We start from the raw sequence: 24,070 nt of genomic DNA, 5'->3' as shown, positions 1-24,070 counted from the left end.
GCGGCGACGTCAGCCGGCGGGCGGTCCGTGCTCCGCGCCCGGTTCGTCCTCTGCCGGCTTGCAGAAGAGATCGTACACCACTTCGATCACCTGACGAACGCGCGGCTCGCTCAGGCTGTAATAGATCATCTTGCCCTCTCGGCGCGGCTTGACCAGCCCCTCCAGCCGCAGGCGCGACAATTGCTGGGACACCGCGGCCTGCCGGGCCGACAGAAGCGTTTCGAGATCGCGCACGCTGCGCTCGCCGTTGGCCAGATGGCACAGGATCATCAGACGGCTTTCGTGGCTGATGGCCTTGAGAAAGGTCGACGCCTCCGCGGCGCTTTCCATCATGGCAGTCTTTTCGGTCTCCGTGGTGCTCTCGTCGATCACCGGAATAGCCATGGGTTTCTCCGCGCAGCTTTCGACAGCCGACCTAGACCGAAATCTCCGCGCCATATACCGTGTCTTTGTCGCAGTTTGCAAATCGCGCAGGGGCGGTGCCGACAGGATCAGTCGGTTTCCGCCGCGCCCGTGTCGAGCTTTCGCAGCATCCGGTCCAGCATTCCCCAGAAGAAATCCTGCCCCGGATAGCCTTCGATCCGGTCGATTTCGGTCCCGTCATCAACAAGGACGAAGGTGGGCGTGTACCGGAACTTGCCGTCGAAGCTCAGGTCGTCCGGAACCGGGTCGCCGATGTCCATGCGCTGGAGCGGCGCTCTCTGTCCCTCCGGCGACTTGGGATAAACCGGTGCGACCTGCGCGTTCCAGCGTTCGCACCAGACGCACCCCTGTTCCTCGACCATGATCAGCCGCGTCTCGGCCGCGGCTTGCAAGCCCGCCGTGGAAAGGAGGGCGACAAGAAGCAAAACAGGGGATTGAGCTCTACTCATTCTCTTATCATAATATGATATTGCGAGGCGCGCAACAGGGGAGGAGCGGCCGATGCTGGAGGTCACGATCGCCGCGGCCGTGGTCGCGGGGCTGCTGTCCTTCCTGTCGCCCTGCGTCCTTCCGATGGTGCCGTTCTACCTCAGCTATCTGGCCGGATCGGGGATGAGCCACATCACCGCCGGCGGCGGGCTGCCCCCCGAACTGCGCCGCCGCGCCGTGCTGGCGGCGCTGATCTTCGCCGCCGGCATGCTGGTGGTGTTCGTGGGGCTCGGTGCGACCGCCACGATCCTGGGGCAATTTCTGCGCGAATGGTTCGATATCCTGCGCTATGTGGCGGCAGCGATCATCATCGCCATGGGGCTTCACTTCCTGGGCGTCCTGCGGATTCCGTTCCTCTACAGGCAATTCCGCGCCGATACCGGCCAGGCCTCCAACCTGTCGCTGGCTGGCGCCTTCGTCGTGGGAATGGCCTTCGCTTTCGGCTGGGTGCCCTGCGTCGGCCCGTCGCTGGCCGCGATCCTGTTCATGGCGGGCGGGTCGGACACGGTCTGGCAGGGGATGGGGCTGCTTCTGGCATACGGAATCGGGATGACCGCACCGTTCGTTCTGGCCGCGCTGTTCGTGGCGCCGTTCATGCGGTGGATGACCCGGTTCAGACGGCATCTCGGGCGGGTCGAGAAAGCCATGGGGGCGTTTCTGGTGCTGTTCGGACTGCTGGTCGCGACGAACAGCATCAACTACATCGCGAATTGGATGCTCGCCATCGGCCCCGATATCGGTGTTCTGAGGTAAAGGGTTGCCGAGGGCGACCGGCCCCTGTCCGGAGCAAGGGGATCATGCGCCCGGTCGCGTTTTGAACGCGGCGCGTGCTGGACCAGTCTGCGATGCCTCAAATTCATCTAATCGAATATTCGATTGCCTTGCGGCGCGAATCTGCCCTATGCTGAAAAAAACGGCTCTCGAAAGCCTGGGGAGGAAGAATGAAATTCATCGTCTGTTCGCTCGGTCTGCTTGGCGTCGCCGCGGCGGGAACGGCCTTCGCGCAACCTGTTCTGCCGTCCGAAGTCGCCTTCGACGAATACGGTGCGGTTTCCGCGTCCCTGACCGGAAAGGCGGGGGATGCCGCCAGCGGCGAGGTCGTCGTGGTGGAAAGGGGCCAGGGCAATTGCCTGGCCTGCCATCGGATCACCGCGCTGGACGAGTTTCCCTTTCACGGAGAGGTCGGCCCGCCGCTCGACGGGGCTGGCAGCCGCTGGAGCGAGGCAGAGCTTCGCGGCCTTGTCGCCGATGCGAAGATGACGTTCGAGGGCACGATCATGCCGTCGTTCTACAAGAACAGCGGCTACGTCCGCCCCGGCGACGGATATACCGGCGATGCCGCGAAAGGTGAGCTGGAGCCGATCCTGGGCGCGCAGGACGTCGAGAATGTCGTCGCCTTTCTCATGACGCTCAAGGACGAGTGAGCGTCCACGCCAACGGAAGAGGATAGTAGCATGAAACTGACCCGTAGGGAAACGATCGTCCTTGGTTTCGGCACCGCGATCACGGCGATGCTGCCGCTGGCTGCCGGTGCGGCGCCAGAGGACAAGATCAAGGAATTCACCGGCGGTGCGGAAACAGTGTCCGAAGGGCTGACGCTGACCGCGCCGGAGATCGCGGAGAACGGCAACACCGTGCCGATCGAAGTGTCCGCACCGGGGGCCGAGGCGATCTTGGTGCTGGCGCCCGGCAATCCGAACCCGGATGTCGGCACGTTCCGTTTCGGCCCGCTGGCCGGTTCGCAGACCGCGTCGACCCGGATCAGGCTGGCCGAAACCCAGGAACTGGTCGCGATCGCAAAGCTGTCGGACGGCAGCTTCGCGCGCGCAACGAAGGAAGTGAAAGTCACAATCGGCGGCTGCGGCGGCTGAACGGGAGGGCAATACGATGGCAGAGAATGTCAGACCACGGGTCAAGGTTCCCAGCACGGCCGACGCCGGCGGCACGGTCACGATCAAGACCCTGATCAGTCACCAGATGGAATCGGGACAGCGAAAGGACGATAACGGCGAAACCATTCCGCGTTCGATCATCAATCGGTTTGTCGTCGATTTCAACGGCGAGAACGTGATCGACGTCAAGATGGAGCCGGCGATCTCGACCAACCCGTATTTCGAGTTCGAGGCAAAGGTCCCGGAGTCGGGGACGTTCAGCTTCACCTGGTATGACGACGACGGGTCCGTCTACGAGGACAGCAAGGATATCACCGTATCGTAATCGGTGACGAAGGGGAGGAATGGACATGACGGCATCATTGTACGGGGCGGTCTTGCTGGCAGCGCTCGCGGCGGGGGCCGCGTATGCGGATGAGGATGCCGATCTGGTCGTGAACGGAGAGATCGAGATGACCGTTCGCGCCCCCGCTCCGGACCACGTGGAGGGCCTTTCGGAGATCATGTCGGGCTGGCTGTTCCGGTCCGACGAGACCCAGGCCGTGCAGATGGACGATTTCGACAATCCCGGGATGATCTTCGTCGATGCCGGACGCGAAACGTTCAACGCGGAGATCGGCGCCGACGGCGAAAGCTGCGCCAGTTGCCACGAGGGTCCCGAAACCCTGGCCGATGTACGCCCGACCTATCCGAAATGGGATCCGGAGCGCGAAACGGTCCAGACCGTCGAGATGCAGGTCAACGAATGCGTCACCGAACGGATGAACCTGCCGGAATGGAAATACACCGGCGACGACATGGTCAACATGACGGCGTTGCTGGCATCGGCCGCCCGGGGCAAGCCGGTCGATGTCGCCATCGACGGGCCTGCCCAGTCCACCTGGGAACAGGGCAAGGAGATGTACTATACGCGCTACGGTCAGCTCGAACTCAGCTGCGCGAATTGCCATGAGGACAATTACGGCAACAACATCCGCGCCGATCACCTGAGCCAGGGTCAGATCAACGGGTTCCCGACCTACCGCCTGAAGAACGCCAAGCTGAACGCCGTGCAGAGCCGGTTCAAGGGCTGCATCCGCGATACCCGCGCCGAAACGTTCTCTCCCGGCAGCGCGGAATTCGTCGCACTTGAGCTTTATGTCGCGTCCCGTGGCAATGGGCTGTCTGTCGAAGGTCCCTCCGTCCGCAACTGACCGCCGCACCCGGCCCGTGAACCATCTTCCTTCCGCCCGCCGCGGAGGGACACTCTCCCCTTGACCAGAGGTTGCACATGATTGCCCGACGCCATTTTCTCCAGGCCGGTCTTGCTGTGTCTGCGCTCTGGGGCACCGGGGGTGTCGGAAACTGGTCGCGACTGGCCGCACAGCAAAGATTGTCGCAACAGGATCTCCTGGACTTTCCGACATCCGGCAACGTCACGCTGATCCACATCACCGACATCCATGCCCAGTTGAAGCCGATCTATTTCCGTGAGCCCGAATACAACGTCGGCGTGGGGGACGTGGTCGGCAAGCCGCCGCATGTGACCGGAGCCGCCTACCGCAAGCTTTTCGGGATCGAGACCGGATCGGCGATGGACTACGCGCTGACCCATGATGATTTCGTCGCTCTGGCCCGCGCCTACGGCAAGATGGGCGGGGCGGACCGGATCGCCACCGTCGTCAAGGCGATCCGCGCGGACCGACCCGAGGCGCTGCTGCTCGATGGCGGCGACACCTGGCAGGGAAGTCTGACGGCGCTCCGGACAGAGGGCCGCGACATGGTCGAGACCTTCAAGGCGCTGGGCACCGATGCGATGACGTCGCATTGGGAATTCACCCTCGGGATCGACCGCGTCCGCGAGATCGTCGAGAACGAGCTGGGCTATCCCTTCCTCGGGGCCAATATCTTCGACGCCACCTGGGACGAGCCCGCGTTCGACGCCTACCGGATGTTCGAAAGGGGCGGCGCCCGGATCGCCGTGATCGGCCAGGCCTTTCCCTATCTGCCGATCGCCAATCCCGGCTACATGTTCCCGGATCTCAGCTTCGGCGTCCGTCAGGACCGTATGGCGGAAGTCGTCGCCGAAGTCCGGGACGCGGGCGCGGATCTGGTGGTGCTGCTGTCGCACAACGGGTTCGATGTGGATCGGAAGCTGGCGCAGGACGTGCCTGGCATCGACATCATACTGACCGGCCATACCCATGACGCGCTGCCCGAACCGGTTCTGGTCGGCAAGACCTATCTCATTGCCAGCGGCAGTCACGGCAAGTTCGTCAGCCGCCTCGACATCGACATCCGCGACGGTGAGTTGAAGGCGCTCGACCACCGGCTCATTCCGGTGTTCTCCGACGTGATCGCGCCGGACCCGGAGATGTCCGCGTTGGTGGATGGCCTGCGCGCGCCCTACCAGGCAGAACTGTCGGAGGTGATCGGCCAGACGGACAGCGTGCTGTTCCGCAGGGGCAATCTGAACGGCACCTGGGACGACCTGATCTGCGCAGCGCTGCTCGAAGAGCGGGACGCGGAAATCGCGCTCAGCCCCGGTTTCCGCTGGGGCGCGTCGCTCTTGCCGGGGCAGGACATCACGCGTGAGGACGTCTTCAACGCGACGGCGATGAGCTACCCCGAAGCCTACCGGACCGAGATGACGGGCGAGACGCTCAAGATCATCCTCGAAGACGTGGGCGACAATCTGTTCAACCCCGATCCCTACTACCAGCAGGGGGGTGACATGGTTCGGGTCGGCGGTATGGGCTACCGCATCGACATCACCCAGCCGCAGGGAAGCCGGCTGCACGACATGACCGTACTTTCCACGGGCGAGCCCGTCGATCCGGCTCGGACCTATGTCGTGGCCGGCTGGGCCAGCGTCAACGAAGGCACCGAAGGCCCGCCCATCTGGGACGTGGTCGAGGCACATATCGCGCGGCTGGGCACAGTCTCGGTCGCACCGAATACGGCGGTGCGACTGATCGAAAACTGAAAATGACCTTGCATGGCGTATGTGGAAACGTATTCTACTATATGAATGTGTAAGCGTGCAGGAGGACGATCCATGAGCGACACCCCCAAACCACGGTCGTCTTCGCGGCGCACCTTTCTGCGCGGCGCCGCGGTCGCCGGCGGCGCGGCTGCCTTTGGCGGTGCGGCCCGCGCTGGCCCGGATCCTGCGATCACCGAATTGCAGCCCTGGATGCAGACCCTCGGGGACGGCGTCGATGCGCGCCCCTATGGTCTGCCGTCGCGCTATGAGGCGGACGTGGTTCGCAAGGATGTGCCCTGGCTGACCGCCGATCCGGTCAGCTCCGTGAACTTCACGCCGCTGCATGAGTTGGACGGGATCATCACTCCGAACGGGCTGTGTTTCGAGCGGCACCACTCCGGCGTGGCTGAAATAGACCCGGCACAGCATCGGCTGATGATCAACGGTCTGGTCGATACGCCGCTGGTCTTCACGATGGACGACATCTTGCGGTTTCCCCGTGAAAACCGCGTGTATTTCCTGGAATGCGCGGCCAATACCGGCATGGAGTGGCGCGGGTCGCAACTGAACGGCTGTCAGTTCACCCATGGAATGATCCACAACCTGCAATATACCGGCGTGCCCCTCCGGCTGCTTCTTGAGGAGGCGGGCGTAAAGACGAACGGCACATGGATCCTGCCGGAAGGTGCGGATGCCGCCGCCATGACCCGATCCGTACCCATGGAAAAGGCGCTGGACGACTGTCTGGTGGCCTTCAAGATGAACGGCGAGGCGCTGCGACCCGAACAGGGCTATCCTCTGCGGCTGGTCGTCCCCGGCTGGGAAGGCAACATGTGGGTCAAATGGCTGCGCCGGATCGAGGTCGGCGACAAACCCTGGCAGCATCGTGAGGAAACCAGCAAATACACGGATCTGCTGCCCGACGGTGAGGCGCGGCGGTTCACCTGGGCCATGGATGCCAAATCGGTCATCACGAATCCCAGCCCACAGGCCCCGCTGACCCACGGTCCGGGGCGCACCGTTCTGACCGGGATCGCCTGGTCGGGACGCGGCACCATTCCGCGCGTCGATGTCACGCTGGACGGTGGGATGAACTGGCAGCAGGCCCGGATGTCGGGACCCAGCTTCGACAAGTCGATGCACCGATTCTATTTCGATTTCGACTGGGACGGCCGGCCGCTTCTGCTGCAGAGCCGTGCCCACGACAGTACCGGCTATGTCCAGCCGACCAAGGATGCCCTGCGGGCGATCCGGGGCGAAAAGTCCATCTATCACAACAACGGCATCCAGACCTGGGCCGTGAACGAGAAGGGGGTCGCGGAAAATGTCGAGATTTCGTAAATCCGTCATCCAGGCTTTGACCGCGGGCCTTTCGGCAGGGATCGGGCTCGCCGTGCAGGCCCAGGACGTCGCGCCCACCAACCCTTTGGCGCCGGCGACAGATCAGGCGACGCCCTTGGCCGGAACCGGCTCCGCCGGCGACGGTCCTGCCGGTCTTTCGGCGCCCGACGCGGGCTTCGGTCTGGGGCGTCCCGCCACGCCGGAGGAGATCGCCGCATGGGATATCGACATCCGGCCGGACGGGCAGGGACTTCCCGTGGGCAGCGGCGATGTCGCCACTGGCGAAGAGATCTATTCGCAGCAATGTTCGGCCTGCCACGGAACCTTCGGCGAGGGGGTCGGGCGCTGGCCGGTCCTGGCCGGCGGCGAGGGCAGTCTCGGCAGCCGCGATCCGGTCAAGACCGTGGGATCCTACTGGCCCTTCCTTTCGACGGTCTTCGACTACGTCCACCGCGCAATGCCGTTCGGAAACGCGCAATCCCTGACCGACGATGAGGTATATGCCGTAACGGCCTATATCCTGAACCTGAATTTCCTTGTCGAGGACGATTTCGTCCTGAGCAACGAGACCTTCGCCGAGGTCGAGATGCCGAACGCCGGCGGGTTCTTCATGGACGATCGCCCCGAAGCGGAACTTCCGCAATTTTCGGGCGACGCCTGCATGACGGACTGCAAGGCCAGCGTGGAGATCACGATGCGCGCAGCCGTGCTCGACGTCACGCCGGACGAAGGCAGCGCCGATGACGAGGAACTGGATGCAGCCGCCGAGGTCGCGACCGAACAGCCGTCCACCCAGGTCGAATCGGCGATGGACATCGGCACCGAGGCAGCCGGCGACGGGACGCAGGAGCCGTCGGACACGGCCGCCGCCGAACCGCAAGCCGCGGACAGCGGACCGGACCCGGAACTGGTCGCAGCCGGCGAAAAGGTCTTTCGGAAGTGTTCCGCCTGCCACCAGGTGGGCGACGGCGCCAAGAACCGCGTCGGACCGCAACTGAACGCCGTGGTGGGCCGCACCGTCGGCGGACTGGAGGGGTACGCATATTCCGGAACGCTCCAGGAGGCCGGCGAAAAAGGCATGGTCTGGAACGAAGAAACCCTTGCGGCCTTCCTTGCCGATCCCAGAAGCTACATGAAGGGAACGAAGATGGCCTTTTCGGGACTTCGCAAGGAAACCGACCGACAGGCGGTGGTCGAATATCTGAAGTCCTTTGGCCAATAGGAACAGGGAGCGCAGATGACGGGAACCAAGACGACGCAGGCGTGAACCACGCCGCTCCCCCACCTCTTATGGGTCGGGGCACACCCAAGGGAGGACCACATCATGAAGCACCTGTTTGCAATCGTCGCGCTTGTCGTCGGGTTGACCGCCGCCGCCGTCGCCCAGAACAGCGAGTCGCCCGACGACGGGATCCATTACCTGGCCCTGCAGATCAGCGACAACGATCCGGAGAAGATGAACACCGTCTTGAATGTGGCCGCGAACGTGTCGCGTCTGTATTCCGAGCAGGCCGAGGAGGTCGAAATCCGCATCGTCGCATTCAACGCCGGCCTGCATATGCTGCGATCCGACACTTCGCCGGTGCTGGACCGGCTGAAATCCTTCGATCAATCCATGCCCAACGTCAGCTTCGCGGCTTGCCAAAACACGATCGACGCGATGGCCAAAAAGGAAGGTCAGGAAATCCCGATCGCGGACAATGCCGACCGCGTGCCGGCCGGCGTCGTCGAACTGATTGAGCTGGATGAGGACGGTTGGACGATCGTGCGCCCCTGAGGACCGACTGACATCGGCGCCCCGGCATCGGGGCGGCGGGTGTCCCGCAAAGGAGAAACGGCGATGATGAAAGCATTTGCACTAGTGATCGGCTTGGCGACGGCGACGGCGGCGGTCGCCCAGGACTATGAGAGCTATTCCTACGCAGGCAGTTTCGAGGACGCCACCTTCGGAGTGGAGAGCGCCATCGTGAACAAGGGTCTGGTCATCGACTACACCAGCCACGTGGGCGAAATGCTCAACCGCACCAAGGAAGACGTGGGCGGCAACGAGACGCTGTTTACCGCCGCCGACATCTTCATCTTCTGTTCCGCGCGCCTCTCGCGGGAGGTGATGGAGGCGGACCCGATGAATATCGCGTTCTGTCCCTACGGAGTCTTCGTCGCCGAACGCGACGGTGAGGTGACGGTCGGATACCGCACCTATCCCGACGGACCGATGCAGAAGGTCCAGGCCCTGCTCGACGAAATCGCGCGCGAAGCGGTGGGGCAGTAGCGCGGGTCACGGCATAGGGCGGCACCGCGATCCTTCGGCCCCACGGCGACGGGCCCGGATCGCGGTGGGCCTGCGCGACCGCGGGACGTCACTCGAATTCCATCTCTTCGAAGACGCGACCGGCATTCTTGGTGGCCAGCTCCTCGAACGTGTCCAGGTTCGCATAGGGCGACTGGTCCACGTAATAGGCATCGGCCAGCGATCCGCCCTGGTCCAGGTGATCCCCGATCTTGCCGCGCAGGTATTCCAGATACCCCTTGGTATAGCGGCGCACCTGGTCCATGTTCGTCGGATGGCCGTGGCCGGGAATGACGTAAAGCGCGCCCAGCGGCTCGAACCCCGTGTCCCAGGTGTCGAGCCAGTCGCGGGTATTGGTGTTGGGAAAGATCGGCAGGAGGCGTTCGTGGAACGCCATGTCGCCTGAGATCACCAGGCGCTGCTCGGGCAGCCAGACGACGATATCGCCCGGACTGTGGGCGGGTCCGAGATACCGCACCTCGATCCGCATGTCGCCCATTTCGATGGAGCGCATGTCGCTGAACGTCTCCGTCGGACCTTGCAGGACGGTGTTTTCGGCCTTTTCGCGATTGTAGTCCTTCATGGCGTCCAGCGATCGAAAGCCGTCCTCTGCGAAGGCTGCGGCCGCATCCTCATGGGCCAGGATCGGCACGCCCTGCGCGGCCCAGTAGCCGTTCCCCAGCATCGCGTGCCCTTGTCCGTTTTCGTTGACGACCAGCTTTACCGGCTGATCGGTGACCTTGCGGATCTCGTCGTGCAGGGCCTCTGCAAGGCTCCACGCCGCGCCGGCGTTCACCACGATGACGCCGTCGCCGGTGACGATGAAGCTCAGATTGTTGTTGTGCCCGCTGTTCTCATAGGTCGGCGGTGCGGTGGCGCCGATCGCGGACCAGATATTCGGAATGACCTCGTAGGGGGCGGCATAAAGCGGATTTCCGGGATATTGGTCGGCGATCTCTTCATTCGCCGCGACCGGCACCGCGACCAGCGTCGCAAGGACCGCAAGCGTTGCCCGCAGCGGGGTCCGGTGCCGGCTCATTGGGGGATCTCGAAGCGGAATGCCTCGCCCGCTTTTCGGACCCGGCCGATGCCGCCGGCGGGCAGATGGAATCCGATCATCGGCATGTCGCTGTCCCAGAGTTCCTGCAGCAGGTCGGTCCGCGTCTTTGCGGCCGTCTGCCGATCCTGGTCGGACCCGGAGGGCAGGGCGGGGGCCTCGAACGCCACATGATGGTTGGCAATCGCATCGCCCACGACCATGGCCGCCCCCTCCGTGCCCTCGATCACAAAGGACATATGCCCGGGCGTATGGCCATGGGTCGCGCGCGCCGTGACGCCCGGCAGCACGGTCGCGCCATCGTCGAACAGCCGGACGCGGCCGGCGATCCGCTCCAGCCGCGACCGCGCGCCGACGGCGAAGGGCTTGGCGCCCTCTTCCAGGGCGTCGAGCGTGGCGGGATCGCTCCAGAAGCCGTGTTCGACTGCGCCCATGTGGTACTGGGCATCGGGGATGGACAGCTCGTCGAAATCGTCCAGAACGCCCCACAGATGATCGGGGTGGCCATGGGTGAACACCACGTCGGTGACGTCTTCGGGCGACAGCCCCAGCGCCGCCAGGGCCTGCGGCAACTGGCCCGCGCTGGCCATGAAGTTCGGCCCGGCACCGATGTCGAACAGGATCACCCGATCCCGCGACCGGAGCAGGGTGACGTTGCAAGGCGGCTCCAGCCGGTCCGGCGAAATCTCGTAGCGCGCCAGGATCGGAGCGATCCTGTCGGCGGGCATCGGGCCGAAGATGAACGCGCCGGGAAGGACCAGATGCCCGTCAGACAGCGTGTCGATCCGCGCGCCGCCCCCCAGGTCGAGCGTCGCGTTGGCCCAGGCCGCGCGCGCCAGCAGCGATAGGCCAAGTCCGGCGGCACCGTGCGAAAGGACTGATCGTCTGGACAGGCGCATCGGAGGGACCTTTCAGAAGGGGCGGTCGCGCGTGTGCGGCTGCCGATGGCCGCGACCGCGCGGGGTCGCCCCGGCGCGGACCGTTCGGCGGTCCATACGCCGCGTCGCGGCAGGGGTTCTTGAGTCACCCGGATCGACGGTTGCGGGGCGATCCGTATCATGACGACGGATCCGGATGCGTGCGTGGATCCGGCCGTCAAGGGCCTGACCGGATGGACGTATCTGGGCGTGGACCATGGAAGTCAGGCTATCGTTCGTGGCCGTCCCTGACAAGTTATTCGTTCACGGTGAACCGGTTGCCCGCCGGGGGCCGCGCGTCGCATCGCACGGTATTTTCCTCGGAACGAAAAGGGAACATAATGGCCGCATGACGCGTGATTCTCCATATGATCGGGTGATCCGCCTGTCGGATCGGCGGCGCGGGTCCGCTGGACGGTCGGGTTCTTCCGCCTGCCTGCCCGGAGGCGAGGTCCTGCAAGAGGCGCTGCCGGTCCATGCCGCCGATGCCTCTGCCACCGCGCTGATCCTGGCCTCTCTGTCCGGCGCGCGGCGCCCGGTGCTCTGGGTCGCCGACCGGATGTCGCGGCGCGAGAACGGACTTCTCTACACGCCCGGTCTGCGGCGACTGCGCCCCTTTGGATCCATCCTGCATGTCGAGGTGAACCACCCGCGCGACGTGCTCTGGGCGATGGAGGAGGGCGCGGCCTGCGGCGGCCTCTCCGCCGTCGTCGGAGAGATCCACGGCGCGCCCTCCGTTCTCAGCTTTACCGCGACCAAGCGCCTTGCCCTGCGCGCAGAGGCATCGGGCGTTCCGGTCTGGCTGATCCGCAGCGCCGATCCGGCGGAGCTGAGTGCCGCGCGCGCGCGCTGGCGCGTCTCGGCCCGGCCGTCGGACGCGCATCCCCACGATCCCGGCGCACCGGGCGGTCCCGTATGGGAGGCCGACCTGTTCCGCGCCCGTGCCCGCCCGCCGGGGCGATGGAAGGTTCACCATGACCCAAGCGCGTCCGAGCCCGCGGATCGTCTCCGCATGGTTTCCCGATCTGCCGATGGATCGCTGGAGGGCGATCGTGCAGAAAGATCGGACGGTACCCGGACATGACGTGCCGGTGGTCCTGGCGACCGACGGCACCCACGGGCCGGTGGTTCATGCGGCAAGCGCCGCGGCACGGGCGCGCGACGTCCACATCGGCGCGCGCGTGGCCGATGCGCAGGCGATCCATCCCGATCTGCATGTCGAGCCTGCCGACCCCGACGGCGATGCCGCGATGCTGGACCGTCTGGCCCTCTGGGCGCGGCGCTGGTGCCCCTGGACGGCGCGCGACGGGGCAGAGGGGATCGTCCTGGACACCACCGGGGCGGCGCATCTCTTCGGCGGTGAGGCGGCGCTTTTGCGCGACATGGCGGACCGCTTTGCCATGCAGGGGCTGACGGCGCGGCTGGCCATGGCGCCGACCCGCGGCGCGGCGCAGGCCATGGCACGGCACGGGGCGGCTTTCGGGATCTGCGCGGCGGGAGAGGTGGAAAAGGCGATCGCCCCGCTGCCGGTCGGCGCCCTGCGGCTCGACGCGGAAACGGTGCGCCTTCTGGACCGGCTGGGGCTCAGGACGGTCGGCGCGCTGGGGGCGGTGCCGCGCACGGCGCTGATGCGGCGCTTTGCCGGCCTTGCGGCGGATCGCAATCCGCTGGTCCTTCTGGACCGGGCCACGGGACGGCTGCCCGATCCGCTGAACGCCCCCGCGGACCGTGCGCGCCGGATCGTCCGGACGCGGCTGGCAGAGCCGGTGATGGATGCCGCACCGCATCTGGCAGAGTTGGCCGCACGCCTGTGCACCGACCTGTCGGAGGCCGGAGAGGGCGCGCGGCTGCTGCGACTCACCGTCTACCGCATCGACGGGGACTGCCGGTCGAGCGATGTCGCCACCGCCTGCGCCAGCCGCGATCCGGACCATCTGTTGCGCCTGCTGCACGGCCGGCTGGACCGGATCGACCCCGGCTTCGGCTTCGACCTGCTGACGCTGGAGGCTCTCAGGGTGGAACCGCTGGACGCGGGCCAGCCGGGTCTGGACGGCGCGCGCGACCCGGATGCCGACGTCTCGGCGCTGCTCGACCGGCTGACGGCGCGGCTGGGACCCGACAGGGTGCGCTGGTCCGCCTGGCGGCAAAGCCATGTGCCGGAACGGGTGGAGCGGCGGGTTCCGGCGCTGGGCGCGGTTCCGGCGGATCCCCCCGATCCCGCCCGCGAGCGTCCGGTCCGCCTCCTGGATCCGGCCGAGGAGGTGCGGGTGATCTATGCCGTGCCCGAAGGTCCGCCCGCGCGCTTCGTCTGGCGTCGGGTGGAGTTCGACGTCCTGCGCCGCGAGGGGCCGGAGCGGATCGCACCCGAATGGTGGCGCGACAGGCCCGGCACCCGCCTGCGCGACTACTACAAGGTAGAGGTCCGGGACGGCCGGCGGTTCTGGATCTATCGCGAGGGGCTGGCCCAGGACGGGCGCGGCGGCGCGCCGCGCTGGTTCCTGCACGGGGCGTTCGCATGATGGCCCGGCGCGGGCGCGCCACCGGCGGGCCGGATGCGGATGGGGCGTCGGGCTGATGCCCCAGCAGGAAGGACATGCCCGCCGCACCCTGTCGCCGGAGAACGGCTTCGCCCCCCATCCTCGCGCAGCCTATGTCGAGCTGGGGCTGATGAGCTGTTTTTCCTTTCTCCACGGCGCCTCGGATGCGTCGGACCTGACGGGGACGGCGAACCTTCTGGGTTACGACGCCATCGGCATCGCCGACCGCAACACCCTGGCCGGCGTGGTGCGCGTCCATACGGAGGCCGCCACCGCCTGCGTCCGTCCGCTCATCGGGGCGCGGCTGGTGCTGCTCTGCGGCGCGGAACTCCTGGCCTATCCGTCCGACCGTGCCGCCTATGCCCGGCTTTCCACGCTGCTGTCGCGGGGCAAGATGACCGACAGGGACGGCGGATGGCAGGGCAAGGGGCTGACCCATCTGACGCTGGGAATGGTGTCGGACCATGCCGAGGGTCTGCACCTGATCGCGATGCCGGGAGAGGATCTCGACAGGTTCGAGACCGGGCTGCCGCGCCTTCTGCGTGCTCTGCCGGGGATGCGCCATGTGGGTGCGGCGTTTCGCTATCGCGGCGACGACCGCGCGCGGATCAACCGGCTGGACGCCATGGCGCGGCGCCACGGGATGTCGATCCTTGCCACCAACGACGTGCTCTATCACGCGCCGGACCGCCGCCCTTTGCAGGACGTGATGACCTGTATCCGCGAAAAGACGACCGTGGCGCGGGCGGGCTTCCTGCTGGAGTCCAACGCCGAGCGTCATCTGAAATCCCCTGGGGAGATGTGCCGCCTCTTCGCCGACTGGCCGCACGCCATCGCCGCCACGCGCCGGGTGGCCGACGCCATCGGCTTTTCCCTGACGGACCTGCGATACGAATACCCCCATGAGATCGTCCCCCGGGGCCGCACACCCATGCAAGAGCTGGAGCGGCTGACCTGGGAGGGTGCGGCGGGTCGCTACCCGGACGGCGTGCCCGACCACGTGCGCGCCACCATCGCCAGGGAATTCGCCCTGATCGCCAAGAAGAAGATCGCCCGCTACTTTCTGACCATCCGCGACATCGTCCGCTTCGCCCGCGAAGAGGCGCAGCCGCCGATCCTGTGCCAGGGGCGGGGGTCGGCGGCCAATTCGGCGGTGTGCTTCTGTTTGGGGATCACCTCGGTGGACCCCAACGAACACGACCTGCTGTTCGAGAGGTTCCTGAGCGAGGAGCGCGACGAGCCGCCCGACATCGACGTGGATTTCGAGCACGAGCGGCGCGAGGACGTGATCCAGTACATGTATCGCAAGTACGGGCGTGACCGGGCCGGGCTCTGCGCGACCGTCATCCATTACCGCCCGCGCTCCGCCATCCGTGAGGTCGGCAAGGCGATGGGCCTGTCGGAAAACGTGACTGCCAGGCTTGCCGGCACGATCTGGGGCAGCTTCGAGGGACAGATGGGGGACGAACGCGCGCGGGAGGCCGGGCTGGACCTGTCGGACCCCCACCTACGCATGGTCCTGACGCTCGCCCGGCAGATGACCGGGATGCCGCGCCACCTTTCCCAGCACGTGGGCGGCTTCATCCTGACAGAGCGCCCCCTGACCGAGGTCGTGCCCATCGGCAACGGCGCCATGCCAGAGCGCAGCTTCATCGAATGGGACAAGGACGACATCGACGCGCTGAACATCTTCAAGGTGGACGTGCTGGCGCTGGGGATGCTGACCTGCATCGCCAAGTGCTTCGATCTGATCGCGGCCCATCACGGCCGCGCGCTGGATCTTGCCACCGTCCCGGTGGAGGATCGCCTGCCGGACGACCCCGGCAACCGGCCCACCTACGACATGCTGTGCCGTGGCGACAGCCTGGGCGTGTTCCAGGTCGAGAGCCGCGCGCAGATGGCGATGCTGCCCAAGCTGCGGCCGCGCACCTTCTACGATCTGGTGATCGAGGTCGCCATCGTGCGCCCCGGTCCCATCCAGGGCGACATGGTGCATCCCTATCTGCGCCGCCGCACCGGGCTGGAAGAGGTCGAATACCCCACACCCGGTCCCGAACATCCCCAGGATGAGATGAAAAGGATCCTTCACCGCACGCTCGGCGTTCCGATCTTTCAGGAGCAGGCCATGAAGATCGCCATCGACGCGGCGCGGTTCACCCCCGCGCAGAGCAACGAACTGCGCCGCGCCATGGCGACCTTCCGCTCGCGCGGGACCATCGAGTCCCTGCAGGAGAAGATGGTCGGCCAGATGACCGAACGCGGCTACGATCCGGTCTTCGCGCAGAGATGTTTCGACCAGATCAAGGGCTTCGGCGAATACGGCTTTCCCGAAAGCCACGCGGCCAGTTTCGCCAAGCTGGTCTATGTCTCAAGCTGGATGAAGTGCCATTATCCGGCGGCCTTCGCCTGCGCGCTGCTGAATTCGCAGCCCATGGGCTTTTACGCCCCCGCGCAGATCGTGCGCGACGCGCGCGAACACGGGGTTGAGGTGCGCGCCGCCGATGTCGGATTTTCCGACTGGAACTGCACGTTGGAACCCGACGGGCTGGACGGGCAGGGGGCGCCCCGCTTTGCCCTGCGCCTGGGGCTGCGGCAGATCGACGGTCTGGCGCAGGATGCGGGCGCGCGTCTCATGGCCGCCCGCGACGCGCCCTTCGGCGATCTGGCCGACCTCAAGGCGCGGGCACGGCTCGATGCGGGCGCGATCCGGCGCCTGGCGGCGGCGGATGCGATGCGGTCCATGGGGCTCGACCGGCGGCAGGCGCTGTGGCAGGCGCAGGCGATCAGGGACGCGCCCCGCCTGCCGATCTTCGATCATGCCGCGGCCAGGGACGAGGGCGCGGACCCAGAGACGATCCTGCCCGCCATGGCCCGCGCAGAGCATGTGGTGGCCGATTACCAGACCCTGCGCCTGTCGCTGAAGGCGCATCCCATGTCCTTCTTCCGCCCCAGCCTGGCCGCCCAGGGGTTCCGCGCGACCTCTGACCTGCCCGGGATGCGGCATGGTGCGCGGGTGTCCCTGGCCGGGCTGGTGCTGGTCCGCCAGAAGCCCGGCAGCGCCAAGGGGGTGTGCTTCATCACCCTGGAGGATGAGGCGGGCGTCGCGAACCTCGTGATCTGGCCGAACATGTTCAAGGCCAGTCGCGCGACGATCATGGCCGCGCGCCTGCTGGTCGTGCACGGACGGGTGCAGACCGATGGCCGCGTGATCCATGTGGTCGCCGACCGGCTGGAGGATCGCAGCGATCGGCTGTCGCGCCTGTCCATGGACCGCCTGCCCAGGACCACCACGCGGGGCGACCATCCGACCCATCCGATCCCCGGCCAGGTGGGCATCCGCGCCCATCCGCGAAACGTGCGCGTGATCCCGAAATCGCGGGATTTCCACTGACGGCGGGCTCCGCTCCAAGGGCCGTCAGCCATGCCACGCGCCCAGCAGTCCCAGAGCGCCGACGGCGATCAGCGACAGCGCCCAGACAAGATCGAGGTTGAGCCAGGATCTCGACAGGACGCGCAGCCCGAGCCACAGATAGACCGCGGTGGCCATGGCGCCGCCCGCCAGGATCATCGCAGCCGTGTGGAGGCCCGCGACCAGCAGGGCCACGCCGGTATTGCCGGCCAAAAGCGACGCCGCCGCCCCATGCCCGCCCTCCGCCGCACCGATCCGGCCGATCCCCAGATAGAGAGGCACCAGCATCAGCCCCGCCCCATGCGCCAGCGCCGCCAGAAAAGACCAGAGCGCCAGGCGGGACGGCGGCACGCGGGACAGCATCCGCGGGTGGCGGCGGTCGATGAGCAGGAACAGCCCCATGCCGATCACGATCAGCGCCGCGCCCAGTCGGATCTCGCGCTCCCACCGGACCAGCGCGGCCAAGGCTGAGAACGGCACCAGCACCAGCACCATCGACGCGAAATGTCCCGCCGCCAGCGCCGCCAGGGCACGGAAAAGCGCGCTCCGGCGCCGTTCCATCAGCGCCGAGGACACCGCAAGCGGCCAGCCCATGCCGGGGTTCAGTCCGTGATACACCCCGATACCGATGACGGCCCCCCACAGGGCCGCCGTGTCCATCATCGCGTCCCGATCATGCCGACGGGTAGCAGAAACTGTCGGTCGAGCAGTCGCCGCCCTCCAGGCGGATCTGGTGGCTGCGGTAGCCTTCCGGGAACTCGACCCAGAAATCCCTGTCCAGGGTCAGGCCGCCGCCGTCGCCGACCCGGGCCATCACCATGGCCGCGCCGCCCTCACCGGGATAGAACTGGTCGTCCCAGGTGGAATAGAGCGAGTTGGTCCAGTAGACCCGCTTTCCGTCGCGGCTGATCTCGACCATCTGCGGGCCGTAGCCGAAGGCCTTGCCGTTGGGATGCGGGGTTCTGGCCACGATGCCGCCGATCTCGACCTTGCCGGTGAGCCGGGGCGCCATCGGGTCGGACACGTCGTACTGATGCATCTCTCCCAGTCCCCAGCAGGCGACATAGAGATACCTGTCGTCGAGGCTCAGGTCGATGTCCGTCACCAGCGGCGGCACGGCGCCGAAGCCCTTCAGCAGGTCCGGCAGGTCGTCCGCGTCGGCCGGAACGGGGTCGATGGTGACGGTCTTCTTCGCCTCGAACGTGCCGTCATCGTTGCGCCACCAGGTGAAGATCGCGCCCTGCAGGGTTTCGGTGTCCACCACCACGCCGCAAAACCCGTATTGCTTGGCCGGATCGTGGGCCGGCCGGATCTCCAGCGCCATCTGGTGATTGGCGCCCAGATCGATGGTCTGGATGTTGCGCCGCGCGCGCAGGTCCCAGAAGTGGATCGCATGGCCGTATCTGTTGGACAGCAGGTCCTCCGGCACGACGCCGTTCTCGAATTGCGGCGGCAGGCCCCATTCCGAGCTGACCATGTAATCCCGGGGCAGGTTCCACCAGAAATCGTAGTGCTTGTCCTGGGCGCCGCGGTCCATCTCGTAGCGGCCGAGGATCTCGAAGGTCTCGCAATCCATGATGAAGATGCCGGGAGGCCCGTCGGTTCCGTCCTTGCCCCCGCCGCCGAGTGTCGAGACATAGATCCCCTCCGGGCCGCAATGGATCGTGTGGGGGCGCGAATAGCCGGTCCTGGCAAACAGCTCCTCCGGCTCGATGATCTTGTGGATCTTCGCCTTGCGCGGGTCCTTGACGTCGATGATGTAGATCCGGCTCGACCGGATGCCCGGGATGATGAGATAGCGCCGCTCCAGAAAGGCGTGCCCGGTAAGAGGCGACAGGGCGGAAGAGCAGGCGTTCCAGCCGAAATGGTGAAACTCGTCGCCGGTGTTGGGCATGAACAGACTGTGGACGATCTGCCCGTAGCTGTCCGACGCAGGATCCACGTCCACCACCGCCAGACCGTCGGGCCGGGAACCGTCCGGACTGAGCATCAGCGCGAAGGCAAGCGTCTCTACCGGCCCCTCCATGGCAAGCCTGGCCGAAGGGTAGAATGTGGGATCCGGTCTCAGGTTCATGATGTCCTCCCTGCTGGTCGTCCTCCGCAATGCCGCGGCGGCTTGTTACGGTTGCGCTCAGGCCCAGAACGCCTCCCTGACCAAGGCCGGGCGCGGGCCGTCGTGCGTCTCCACGGTCAGTTCCGTGCCCTCGGCCCAATGGGTCATGCGCACCATGCCGATGGCCACGGTGGTGCCCGCATCCGGCGACCATATGGCAGAGGACACCCGCCCCACCACCGCGTCGCCCGCGCGGAGCGGCCAGAACCGGTCACAGGGCGGCACCCTGTCGCCACCGATGGAGATGGCGCGGATCTGCTTGACCGGACCTTCCTTTTCCACGCGCAGAAGCGCGTCGCGGCCGATGCAGCCGATGGCGGTCACGGTGTTGCAGAACCGGCCGAGGCCGCATTCGTGGGGCGTGTTGTCGTCGGTCATGTCGTTGCCGTAGGACAGCAGACCGCCCTCGATCCGCTCTATGGTATTGGGGCAGCCAGCGCGGACGTCCCAGGGCGCGCCGGCCTCCATCAGCGCGCTCCAGAGGGGCATTCCCAGATCGCCGCCCTCTACATAGATCTCGAACCCGCCTTGTTTGGAATAGCCGGTCCGTGCCACGGCAAGGCTGCGGCCCCGGAAGTCGATCTGCCGGAACCGGAACCGCCGGATGTCGCGCACCTGGTCGCCGAAGACCGCCGCCACGAGGTCGTCCGCATGGGGCCCCTGCACGGCAAGCGGAGAGACGTCAGGCTCATCGACCAGCACCTCCAGCCGGTAGCCGTTGGCCAGCGCCTTGATCCAATAGAGCAGGTCGCTGTCGGCAAGCGAGATCCACCAGCGGTCCTCTGCCAGCTTGACGGCGACGGGGTCGTTCAGCATCCCGCCGGTCTCGTCCACCACGGGAATGTAGCAGCATTGCCCGGGCATCATCGCGCGCAGGTCGCGCGGTGTGATGATCTGCATGAGCCGTCCAGCATCGGGACCGCGCAGTTCCACCTGCCGCTCGCAGGCCACGTCCCAGACCTGCACCGCACTCTTGAGGTGGCGGTAGTCCTCCTCGAGAGAGCGGAAGACCGTCGGCAGCAGCATGTGGTTGTAGACCGTGTAGGCGGTGACGCCCGCCGCCTCGACTCCCTCGGAGAACGGCGTCCGGCGGAGCCGCCGCGAGACCGAGAGGCGTGTCACGAACCCATCGCGGGGCCAACGGCCGGCCTGCCGCCCCGCGCTCTGCCCGAATGCCGGATTGCCCGCAACGCGTCGCCTCCCTGCTGCCGGCAACCGCGTTCGGTGCCTCCGCCGTCAGCCTGCCCGACAATCGACGCCATGGCAAATCGCGATATGGTCGCGGGGGGCCGTGCGGCGGCGGTTTCTCGGCGCGACCGGGACCGTGCGGCGCCGGCACCCGTCCTGTGTTGCGGTCTGCCCCGGCACCAGCGCGGTGACGGCTGAACAGAATAGGCCGACGTTTCACCCTATCCCGCAGACACGGCAGGGCGCGGCTGTCGTTCCTGCTTTTCCTGTCGCCGACAATGTCGTTCGAAACCGGCCCGCCGACCTTATCCTTACGCGGGCCGGGCGGTCCGGATCTTTGCCGGGCGCCACCGATCGCCTCGGCGTTGCCGCATCAGCAGCCGATCGCGTCGCAGATCCGCTGTCGGTAGACGGTGTTGGTCTGATTTTCCGGAACGACCGGCGCGGGCACGCAAGAGGATGCGTAGCTGGGCGACAGGCCGGTGTTGACGCAGTTGCTGACGTCCCATCCCGGTGGAATGTCGCCCAGATCGACCTTTTGCCACTTCGGATGCCCGGTCTCTTTCAACGTGTCGAATTGGGTCGCGATCAGGTTGGCGACATCGGATACCGCGATGCAGCTCTGGGCGTGGTAATCGTTGCGCCGCGGATTGTACTCATAGGTCATCAGGACCGCCTTGACGGCGACCACCTCCACCGCGCCGTCCTGGAACGGATAGGTCCCCGCCGCGATTTCGGTCGGCGTATAGACGGTCCGCAGCACATCGTCGGTTATCGGCAGAAGGTGGAACTTCTCCGGGTCGATGTCGGAACCCGTGAAGATCGCCGTCGGTGCGCCGGCGACGTAGAAGAACGCGTCGATCTCACCGGCCCGAAGCCGTTCGAGCGATGCGTCGGGACCGATGGTCAGTCGCTCCGCCGGCTCCAGGTCCAGCAGGTCCAGCATCAGCGTCGCGGTCAGGAACGTGCCGCTGTCCTCGACGCCCACCGCGACGCGCGCGCCGCTCAGATCGGCGGTCGTCTCGATCTCGCGAGAGGCCAGGATATGCACCTCTTCATCGTAGAGCGGAAAGGCGATCCGCACGCCGTCGATGGCGCGCTGGATCTCTGGATCCTGCGCGGAATAGGTCTGCAGATACTCCAGCACGTCGCTCTGCACGATGCCGAACTGGGTGGACCTGCGCTGGCGCACCCCCAGGAAGTTTTCCAGCGAGCCGGCGCTTTCGCGGACGTTCAGGGTCTGGCCGCAGTTTTCCAGCAGCCCCGCGATGTCGCGGCCGATCTGGATATAGGTTCCCGTGGGACCGCCGGTCAGGATGTTCTTCTCGAATTCCTGTGCGGTCGCGGCGGCGGGTGCGACAAGCACGGCAAGGGCCATGGCCAGTGGTTTCAGCGCGCTCAGCGGATGGATGGGCATGTCTGGGTCTCTCCTGATGGGGCGTTCAGCAGCGGCCAAGGCTGCGAATGAGCGACACGAGTGTCTGACGGTTCACATCGCCGAAAACCCGGGACAGGGCGTCATGGGCGCAGAGCTGATCCGTCAGGGCGCTGCTGAGCGCCGCGCGCGCATCGGGTGCGATGCCGTCAAGCCCGGGCGCCAGGGCCAGCGCCCGAGAGACCTGCGCGGCGCTCACCGGCACGCTGCGGCGCCGGACGTTGGCGTCCGCCTCGGCCGATGCGGCGGCGGATTCATCGGTCGATGCGACGATCGTGTCGAGCTCCGCACGAGCGGACGCAAGCTCGCCCTGCACGGCGTCGAGGTCCTCAAGCGCGGCTTGCCGCTGCGCATCTGCCTGCTCGGCGATCGCACGCGCGGCGGTCTGGGCGTCCTGCGCCTGGGCGATCTGTTCGAGCGTGCGGCCCAGCTCGGCATCGGCTTCGCGCCGATCCTCCGCCAGGTCTTCCAGCGCCGCGCGGACGCCGGCAAGTTCCTCGCGCGCCGCCTCCAGGTCGGACCGGGCCTCGAGCGCGGCCGCGCGGACCTCCTCCAAGCCGCCCTGCGCGGCGGCAAGTTCGTCGGAAAGCGCGGCCCGCCGGTTCTCCAGATCCGCGACCTCTTCGGCGGCGCGGTCGCGCTCCGTGCTCAGAGCGGTAAGCTCCTGCGTCGCCGAGTCGCGTTCGGCCGTTGCCTGCTCGGTCGCAGCGCGGGCCGTCTCGCGCTCCGCCGCCGCCCGCTCCGCCTCTGCGCGTGCCGCGTCGCGGGCGGCCGCGGCCTGTTCGGCTTCTGCGCGGGCGGCATCGCGCACATCGCTTGCGGCGGCGGCATCGTCCAGCGACGCCTGCCGTTCCGCCTCAAGGTCCTGTATGGCTTGTGCCTGATCGGTCCGCTGCTGGGTCAGGGAGTCGATCTCGGCCCCCATTTCCTCGGCCTGCTCGTTGAGCGCGGCAAGTTCGGTCTGCGCCGCCTCGACCGCCTTTCGGGTCTGCGTCAGTCGATCCTGTTCCGCGGCCGCCTGGTCCTGTATGGCTTGCGCCTGATCGGTCCGCTGCTGGGTCAGGGAGTCGATCTCGGCCCCCATTTCCTCGGCCTGATCGTTGAGCGCGGCAAGTTCGGTCTGCGCCGCCTCGACCGCCTTCCGGGTCTGCGTCAGTCGATCCTGTTCCGCGGCCGCCTGTTCGGACAGGGCGGTTTGGTCGGCCGCCGCTCTTTCCTGCTCCGCTTGGGCCTGACTCAGGGTCTCGCGCAGCGCGGAAAGCTCCGACTCCGCGGACCTGGCCTCCTCCTGGATGGCATCGCGGGCCGATCGGGCCTTGTCGAGTTCGACACGCAATTCGGCAAGAGCGTCCCGCGTCCGGCCCAGTTCGGCGTCCGCCTCCCCGGTCTCGGACTGACTTTCGTCGCGCGCGGCTTCGACCTCCGCCCGTTCCGCCCGCAAGCGGTCGCGTTCGCTTTCGAGCTCCGCTCTCGCGGCCTGCGCCTGGGCAAGCTGGTCGCGGGCCTGCGAGAGGTCCGCTTCCAGAGAGGTCAGTTCAGCGCGCAACGCGTCGGTCTCTGCGCCATCCTGCGCCGAACCGGCGTTGAGCTGCGCCACCTCTTCATTGGCCGCGTCCAGCTCCGCCTGGGCGCGCGACAGCTCCGACCGGACCTGTTCCAATTGCGTTTCCGCGTCTGTCTTTTCCGTCTCGATGTCGTTGAGAAGGTTGCGAAACGCCTGATACCGCAGGGACATCTGTTCGGTTTCCTCGCATTCGGGCCCGATGCAGCCCTCCTGCGCTGGCGCGTCCGTCGCGGCGACGGCGAATGCGACTCCCGTCGCCAGCGCCCATGCCATTCCGCGCGGATACCGGATCCGTTCCCCCAGCGTCATCCCCAACATCCCCCCAGATGCGCGACCCTCACCCAAAAAATGCACAGGCCGCAGAAAGAATCAATTTTCTTTTTCTTTCCGCAGTCTGTCATGGCCCGGCCGAGGGTGCGACCGCTGATTGCCGGGCGAACGGCTCCGCCG

22 protein-coding genes are annotated in these 24,070 nt (G+C 66.7%); 13 read left to right on the top strand and 9 right to left on the bottom strand.

Annotation, left to right across the window (positions count from 1 at the left end; all coding sequences use genetic code 11):
- Positions 1 to 9 precede the first annotated feature (9 nt).
- The gene (locus tag KW83_RS00960; RefSeq protein ID WP_036173236.1) at positions 10 to 384 is read right to left on the bottom strand and encodes an ArsR/SmtB family transcription factor; all 375 of its coding nucleotides are present in this window, start codon (positions 382 to 384) and stop codon (positions 10 to 12) included.
- A 107-nt stretch (positions 385 to 491) separates the two neighbouring features.
- Positions 492 to 872: a thioredoxin domain-containing protein gene (locus KW83_RS00955; protein ID WP_036173233.1), complete on the bottom strand. Its 381-nt coding sequence runs from the start codon at positions 870 to 872 to the stop codon at positions 492 to 494.
- Between the two features lie 52 nt (positions 873 to 924).
- On the opposite strand from KW83_RS00955, the gene KW83_RS00950 reads away from it, so the two are divergent.
- The 10 genes from KW83_RS00950 (at position 925) to KW83_RS00905 (ending at position 9,382) form a co-directional block, all read left to right on the top strand.
- Entirely contained in the window at positions 925 to 1,665 is a 741-nt protein-coding gene (locus KW83_RS00950) for a cytochrome c biogenesis CcdA family protein (protein ID WP_036173231.1), read from the top strand.
- A gap of 188 nt (positions 1,666 to 1,853) precedes the next feature.
- The gene (gene soxX / locus KW83_RS00945) at positions 1,854 to 2,336 is read left to right on the top strand and encodes a sulfur oxidation c-type cytochrome SoxX (RefSeq protein WP_036173228.1); all 483 of its coding nucleotides are present in this window, start codon (positions 1,854 to 1,856) and stop codon (positions 2,334 to 2,336) included.
- Positions 2,337 to 2,366: 30 nt separating this feature from the next.
- Positions 2,367 to 2,783, top strand: a complete 417-nt coding sequence (gene soxY / locus KW83_RS00940) for a thiosulfate oxidation carrier protein SoxY (protein WP_036173225.1) — start codon at positions 2,367 to 2,369, stop codon at positions 2,781 to 2,783.
- 16 nt (positions 2,784 to 2,799) lie between these two features.
- The gene (gene soxZ / locus KW83_RS00935) at positions 2,800 to 3,129 is read left to right on the top strand and encodes a thiosulfate oxidation carrier complex protein SoxZ (RefSeq protein ID WP_036173222.1); all 330 of its coding nucleotides are present in this window, start codon (positions 2,800 to 2,802) and stop codon (positions 3,127 to 3,129) included.
- A gap of 19 nt (positions 3,130 to 3,148) precedes the next feature.
- The gene (gene soxA / locus KW83_RS00930; protein ID WP_036173219.1) at positions 3,149 to 3,997 is read left to right on the top strand and encodes a sulfur oxidation c-type cytochrome SoxA; all 849 of its coding nucleotides are present in this window, start codon (positions 3,149 to 3,151) and stop codon (positions 3,995 to 3,997) included.
- Positions 3,998 to 4,074: 77 nt separating this feature from the next.
- Positions 4,075 to 5,769 (top strand): thiosulfohydrolase SoxB, encoded by a 1,695-nt coding sequence (gene soxB, locus KW83_RS00925; RefSeq protein ID WP_036173216.1) that lies wholly within the window; start codon positions 4,075 to 4,077, stop codon positions 5,767 to 5,769.
- Positions 5,770 to 5,841: 72 nt separating this feature from the next.
- The gene (gene soxC, locus KW83_RS00920; protein WP_051928084.1) at positions 5,842 to 7,110 is read left to right on the top strand and encodes a sulfite dehydrogenase; all 1,269 of its coding nucleotides are present in this window, start codon (positions 5,842 to 5,844) and stop codon (positions 7,108 to 7,110) included.
- Positions 7,094 to 8,332 carry a c-type cytochrome gene (locus KW83_RS00915; protein ID WP_036173213.1) on the top strand — a complete coding sequence of 413 codons (1,239 nt, stop codon included), beginning with the start codon at positions 7,094 to 7,096 and terminating at the stop codon, positions 8,330 to 8,332. Before soxC ends, KW83_RS00915 begins: the two co-directional genes overlap by 17 nt.
- Before the next feature lie 102 nt (positions 8,333 to 8,434).
- A complete protein-coding gene (locus tag KW83_RS00910; RefSeq protein WP_036173210.1) occupies positions 8,435 to 8,887 on the top strand; it encodes a DsrE family protein in 453 nt (150 codons plus the stop codon).
- Positions 8,888 to 8,953: 66 nt separating this feature from the next.
- On the top strand, positions 8,954 to 9,382 hold the full coding sequence (locus tag KW83_RS00905; protein WP_036174753.1) for a DUF302 domain-containing protein: 429 nt from the start codon (positions 8,954 to 8,956) through the stop codon (positions 9,380 to 9,382).
- Between the two features lie 88 nt (positions 9,383 to 9,470).
- Here the strand turns inward: KW83_RS00905 and KW83_RS00900 are convergent, their stop codons facing one another.
- Positions 9,471 to 10,439, bottom strand: a complete 969-nt coding sequence (locus KW83_RS00900; protein WP_152563435.1) for an MBL fold metallo-hydrolase — start codon at positions 10,437 to 10,439, stop codon at positions 9,471 to 9,473.
- Positions 10,436 to 11,356 carry an MBL fold metallo-hydrolase gene (locus tag KW83_RS00895; RefSeq protein ID WP_036173207.1) on the bottom strand — a complete coding sequence of 307 codons (921 nt, stop codon included), beginning with the start codon at positions 11,354 to 11,356 and terminating at the stop codon, positions 10,436 to 10,438. Before KW83_RS00895 ends, KW83_RS00900 begins: the two co-directional genes overlap by 4 nt.
- A 367-nt stretch (positions 11,357 to 11,723) precedes the next feature.
- On the opposite strand from KW83_RS00895, the gene KW83_RS00890 reads away from it, so the two are divergent.
- The 3 genes from KW83_RS00890 to KW83_RS00880 are packed head-to-tail and all read left to right on the top strand — an operon-like array spanning position 11,724 to position 17,302.
- The gene (locus KW83_RS00890) at positions 11,724 to 12,458 is read left to right on the top strand and encodes an ImuA family protein (protein WP_036173205.1); all 735 of its coding nucleotides are present in this window, start codon (positions 11,724 to 11,726) and stop codon (positions 12,456 to 12,458) included.
- Positions 12,406 to 13,893 (top strand): Y-family DNA polymerase, encoded by a 1,488-nt coding sequence (locus tag KW83_RS00885; protein ID WP_051928083.1) that lies wholly within the window; start codon positions 12,406 to 12,408, stop codon positions 13,891 to 13,893. The genes KW83_RS00890 and KW83_RS00885 overlap by 53 nt, the downstream gene beginning before the upstream one ends.
- A 55-nt stretch (positions 13,894 to 13,948) precedes the next feature.
- Positions 13,949 to 17,302, top strand: coding sequence for an error-prone DNA polymerase (locus tag KW83_RS00880; protein WP_036173201.1), 3,354 nt, complete (start codon positions 13,949 to 13,951; stop codon positions 17,300 to 17,302).
- Between the two features lie 24 nt (positions 17,303 to 17,326).
- On the opposite strand, the gene KW83_RS00875 is transcribed toward KW83_RS00880, so the two are convergent.
- The 5 genes from KW83_RS00875 to KW83_RS00855 all read right to left on the bottom strand — a co-directional run bounded on the left by KW83_RS00875 (position 17,327) and on the right by KW83_RS00855 (position 23,929).
- Positions 17,327 to 17,983 (bottom strand): hypothetical protein, encoded by a 657-nt coding sequence (locus KW83_RS00875; protein ID WP_036173198.1) that lies wholly within the window; start codon positions 17,981 to 17,983, stop codon positions 17,327 to 17,329.
- 10 nt (positions 17,984 to 17,993) lie between these two features.
- Positions 17,994 to 19,394, bottom strand: a complete 1,401-nt coding sequence (locus tag KW83_RS00870) for a selenium-binding protein SBP56-related protein (protein ID WP_036173195.1) — start codon at positions 19,392 to 19,394, stop codon at positions 17,994 to 17,996.
- A gap of 57 nt (positions 19,395 to 19,451) precedes the next feature.
- Positions 19,452 to 20,555 (bottom strand): dimethylsulfoniopropionate demethylase, encoded by a 1,104-nt coding sequence (locus KW83_RS00865; RefSeq protein ID WP_036173191.1) that lies wholly within the window; start codon positions 20,553 to 20,555, stop codon positions 19,452 to 19,454.
- A 439-nt stretch (positions 20,556 to 20,994) separates the two neighbouring features.
- Positions 20,995 to 22,038 carry a TAXI family TRAP transporter solute-binding subunit gene (locus KW83_RS00860; RefSeq protein WP_036173188.1) on the bottom strand — a complete coding sequence of 348 codons (1,044 nt, stop codon included), beginning with the start codon at positions 22,036 to 22,038 and terminating at the stop codon, positions 20,995 to 20,997.
- A gap of 25 nt (positions 22,039 to 22,063) precedes the next feature.
- Positions 22,064 to 23,929: a coiled-coil domain-containing protein gene (locus tag KW83_RS00855; protein WP_036173185.1), complete on the bottom strand. Its 1,866-nt coding sequence runs from the start codon at positions 23,927 to 23,929 to the stop codon at positions 22,064 to 22,066.
- Positions 23,930 to 24,070 lie beyond the last annotated feature (141 nt).

Origin of the sequence: Palleronia rufa, assembly GCF_000743715.1 — a bacterium.
Classification (GTDB): domain Bacteria; phylum Pseudomonadota; class Alphaproteobacteria; order Rhodobacterales; family Rhodobacteraceae; genus Palleronia; species Palleronia rufa.
The sequence above is the reverse complement of the archived record's forward strand: the minus strand, read 5'-3'. Positions and strand labels throughout refer to the sequence as shown.

What these genes read in the sequence shown, in the direction of transcription:
- KW83_RS00880 (WP_036173201.1), top strand. Translation starts at nt 13,949, where the DNA reads ATGCCCCAGCAGGAAGGACATGCCCGCCGCACCCTGTCGCCGGAGAAC.
- soxY (WP_036173225.1), top strand. Translation starts at nt 2,367, where the DNA reads ATGAAACTGACCCGTAGGGAAACGATCGTCCTTGGTTTCGGCACCGCG.
- KW83_RS00855 (WP_036173185.1), bottom strand. Translation starts at nt 23,929, where the DNA reads ATGACGCTGGGGGAACGGATCCGGTATCCGCGCGGAATGGCATGGGCG.
- soxC (WP_051928084.1), top strand. Translation starts at nt 5,842, where the DNA reads ATGAGCGACACCCCCAAACCACGGTCGTCTTCGCGGCGCACCTTTCTG.
- KW83_RS00950 (WP_036173231.1), top strand. Translation starts at nt 925, where the DNA reads ATGCTGGAGGTCACGATCGCCGCGGCCGTGGTCGCGGGGCTGCTGTCC.
- KW83_RS00885 (WP_051928083.1), top strand. Translation starts at nt 12,406, where the DNA reads ATGGATCGCTGGAGGGCGATCGTGCAGAAAGATCGGACGGTACCCGGA.
- soxZ (WP_036173222.1), top strand. Translation starts at nt 2,800, where the DNA reads ATGGCAGAGAATGTCAGACCACGGGTCAAGGTTCCCAGCACGGCCGAC.
- KW83_RS00960 (WP_036173236.1), bottom strand. Translation starts at nt 384, where the DNA reads ATGGCTATTCCGGTGATCGACGAGAGCACCACGGAGACCGAAAAGACT.
- KW83_RS00900 (WP_152563435.1), bottom strand. Translation starts at nt 10,439, where the DNA reads ATGAGCCGGCACCGGACCCCGCTGCGGGCAACGCTTGCGGTCCTTGCG.
- KW83_RS00905 (WP_036174753.1), top strand. Translation starts at nt 8,954, where the DNA reads ATGAAAGCATTTGCACTAGTGATCGGCTTGGCGACGGCGACGGCGGCG.
- KW83_RS00955 (WP_036173233.1), bottom strand. Translation starts at nt 872, where the DNA reads ATGAGTAGAGCTCAATCCCCTGTTTTGCTTCTTGTCGCCCTCCTTTCC.
- soxB (WP_036173216.1), top strand. Translation starts at nt 4,075, where the DNA reads ATGATTGCCCGACGCCATTTTCTCCAGGCCGGTCTTGCTGTGTCTGCG.
- KW83_RS00890 (WP_036173205.1), top strand. Translation starts at nt 11,724, where the DNA reads ATGACGCGTGATTCTCCATATGATCGGGTGATCCGCCTGTCGGATCGG.
- soxA (WP_036173219.1), top strand. Translation starts at nt 3,149, where the DNA reads ATGGACATGACGGCATCATTGTACGGGGCGGTCTTGCTGGCAGCGCTC.
- KW83_RS00860 (WP_036173188.1), bottom strand. Translation starts at nt 22,038, where the DNA reads ATGCCCATCCATCCGCTGAGCGCGCTGAAACCACTGGCCATGGCCCTT.
- KW83_RS00875 (WP_036173198.1), bottom strand. Translation starts at nt 17,983, where the DNA reads ATGATGGACACGGCGGCCCTGTGGGGGGCCGTCATCGGTATCGGGGTG.
- KW83_RS00870 (WP_036173195.1), bottom strand. Translation starts at nt 19,394, where the DNA reads ATGAACCTGAGACCGGATCCCACATTCTACCCTTCGGCCAGGCTTGCC.
- soxX (WP_036173228.1), top strand. Translation starts at nt 1,854, where the DNA reads ATGAAATTCATCGTCTGTTCGCTCGGTCTGCTTGGCGTCGCCGCGGCG.
- KW83_RS00895 (WP_036173207.1), bottom strand. Translation starts at nt 11,356, where the DNA reads ATGCGCCTGTCCAGACGATCAGTCCTTTCGCACGGTGCCGCCGGACTT.
- KW83_RS00910 (WP_036173210.1), top strand. Translation starts at nt 8,435, where the DNA reads ATGAAGCACCTGTTTGCAATCGTCGCGCTTGTCGTCGGGTTGACCGCC.
- KW83_RS00915 (WP_036173213.1), top strand. Translation starts at nt 7,094, where the DNA reads ATGTCGAGATTTCGTAAATCCGTCATCCAGGCTTTGACCGCGGGCCTT.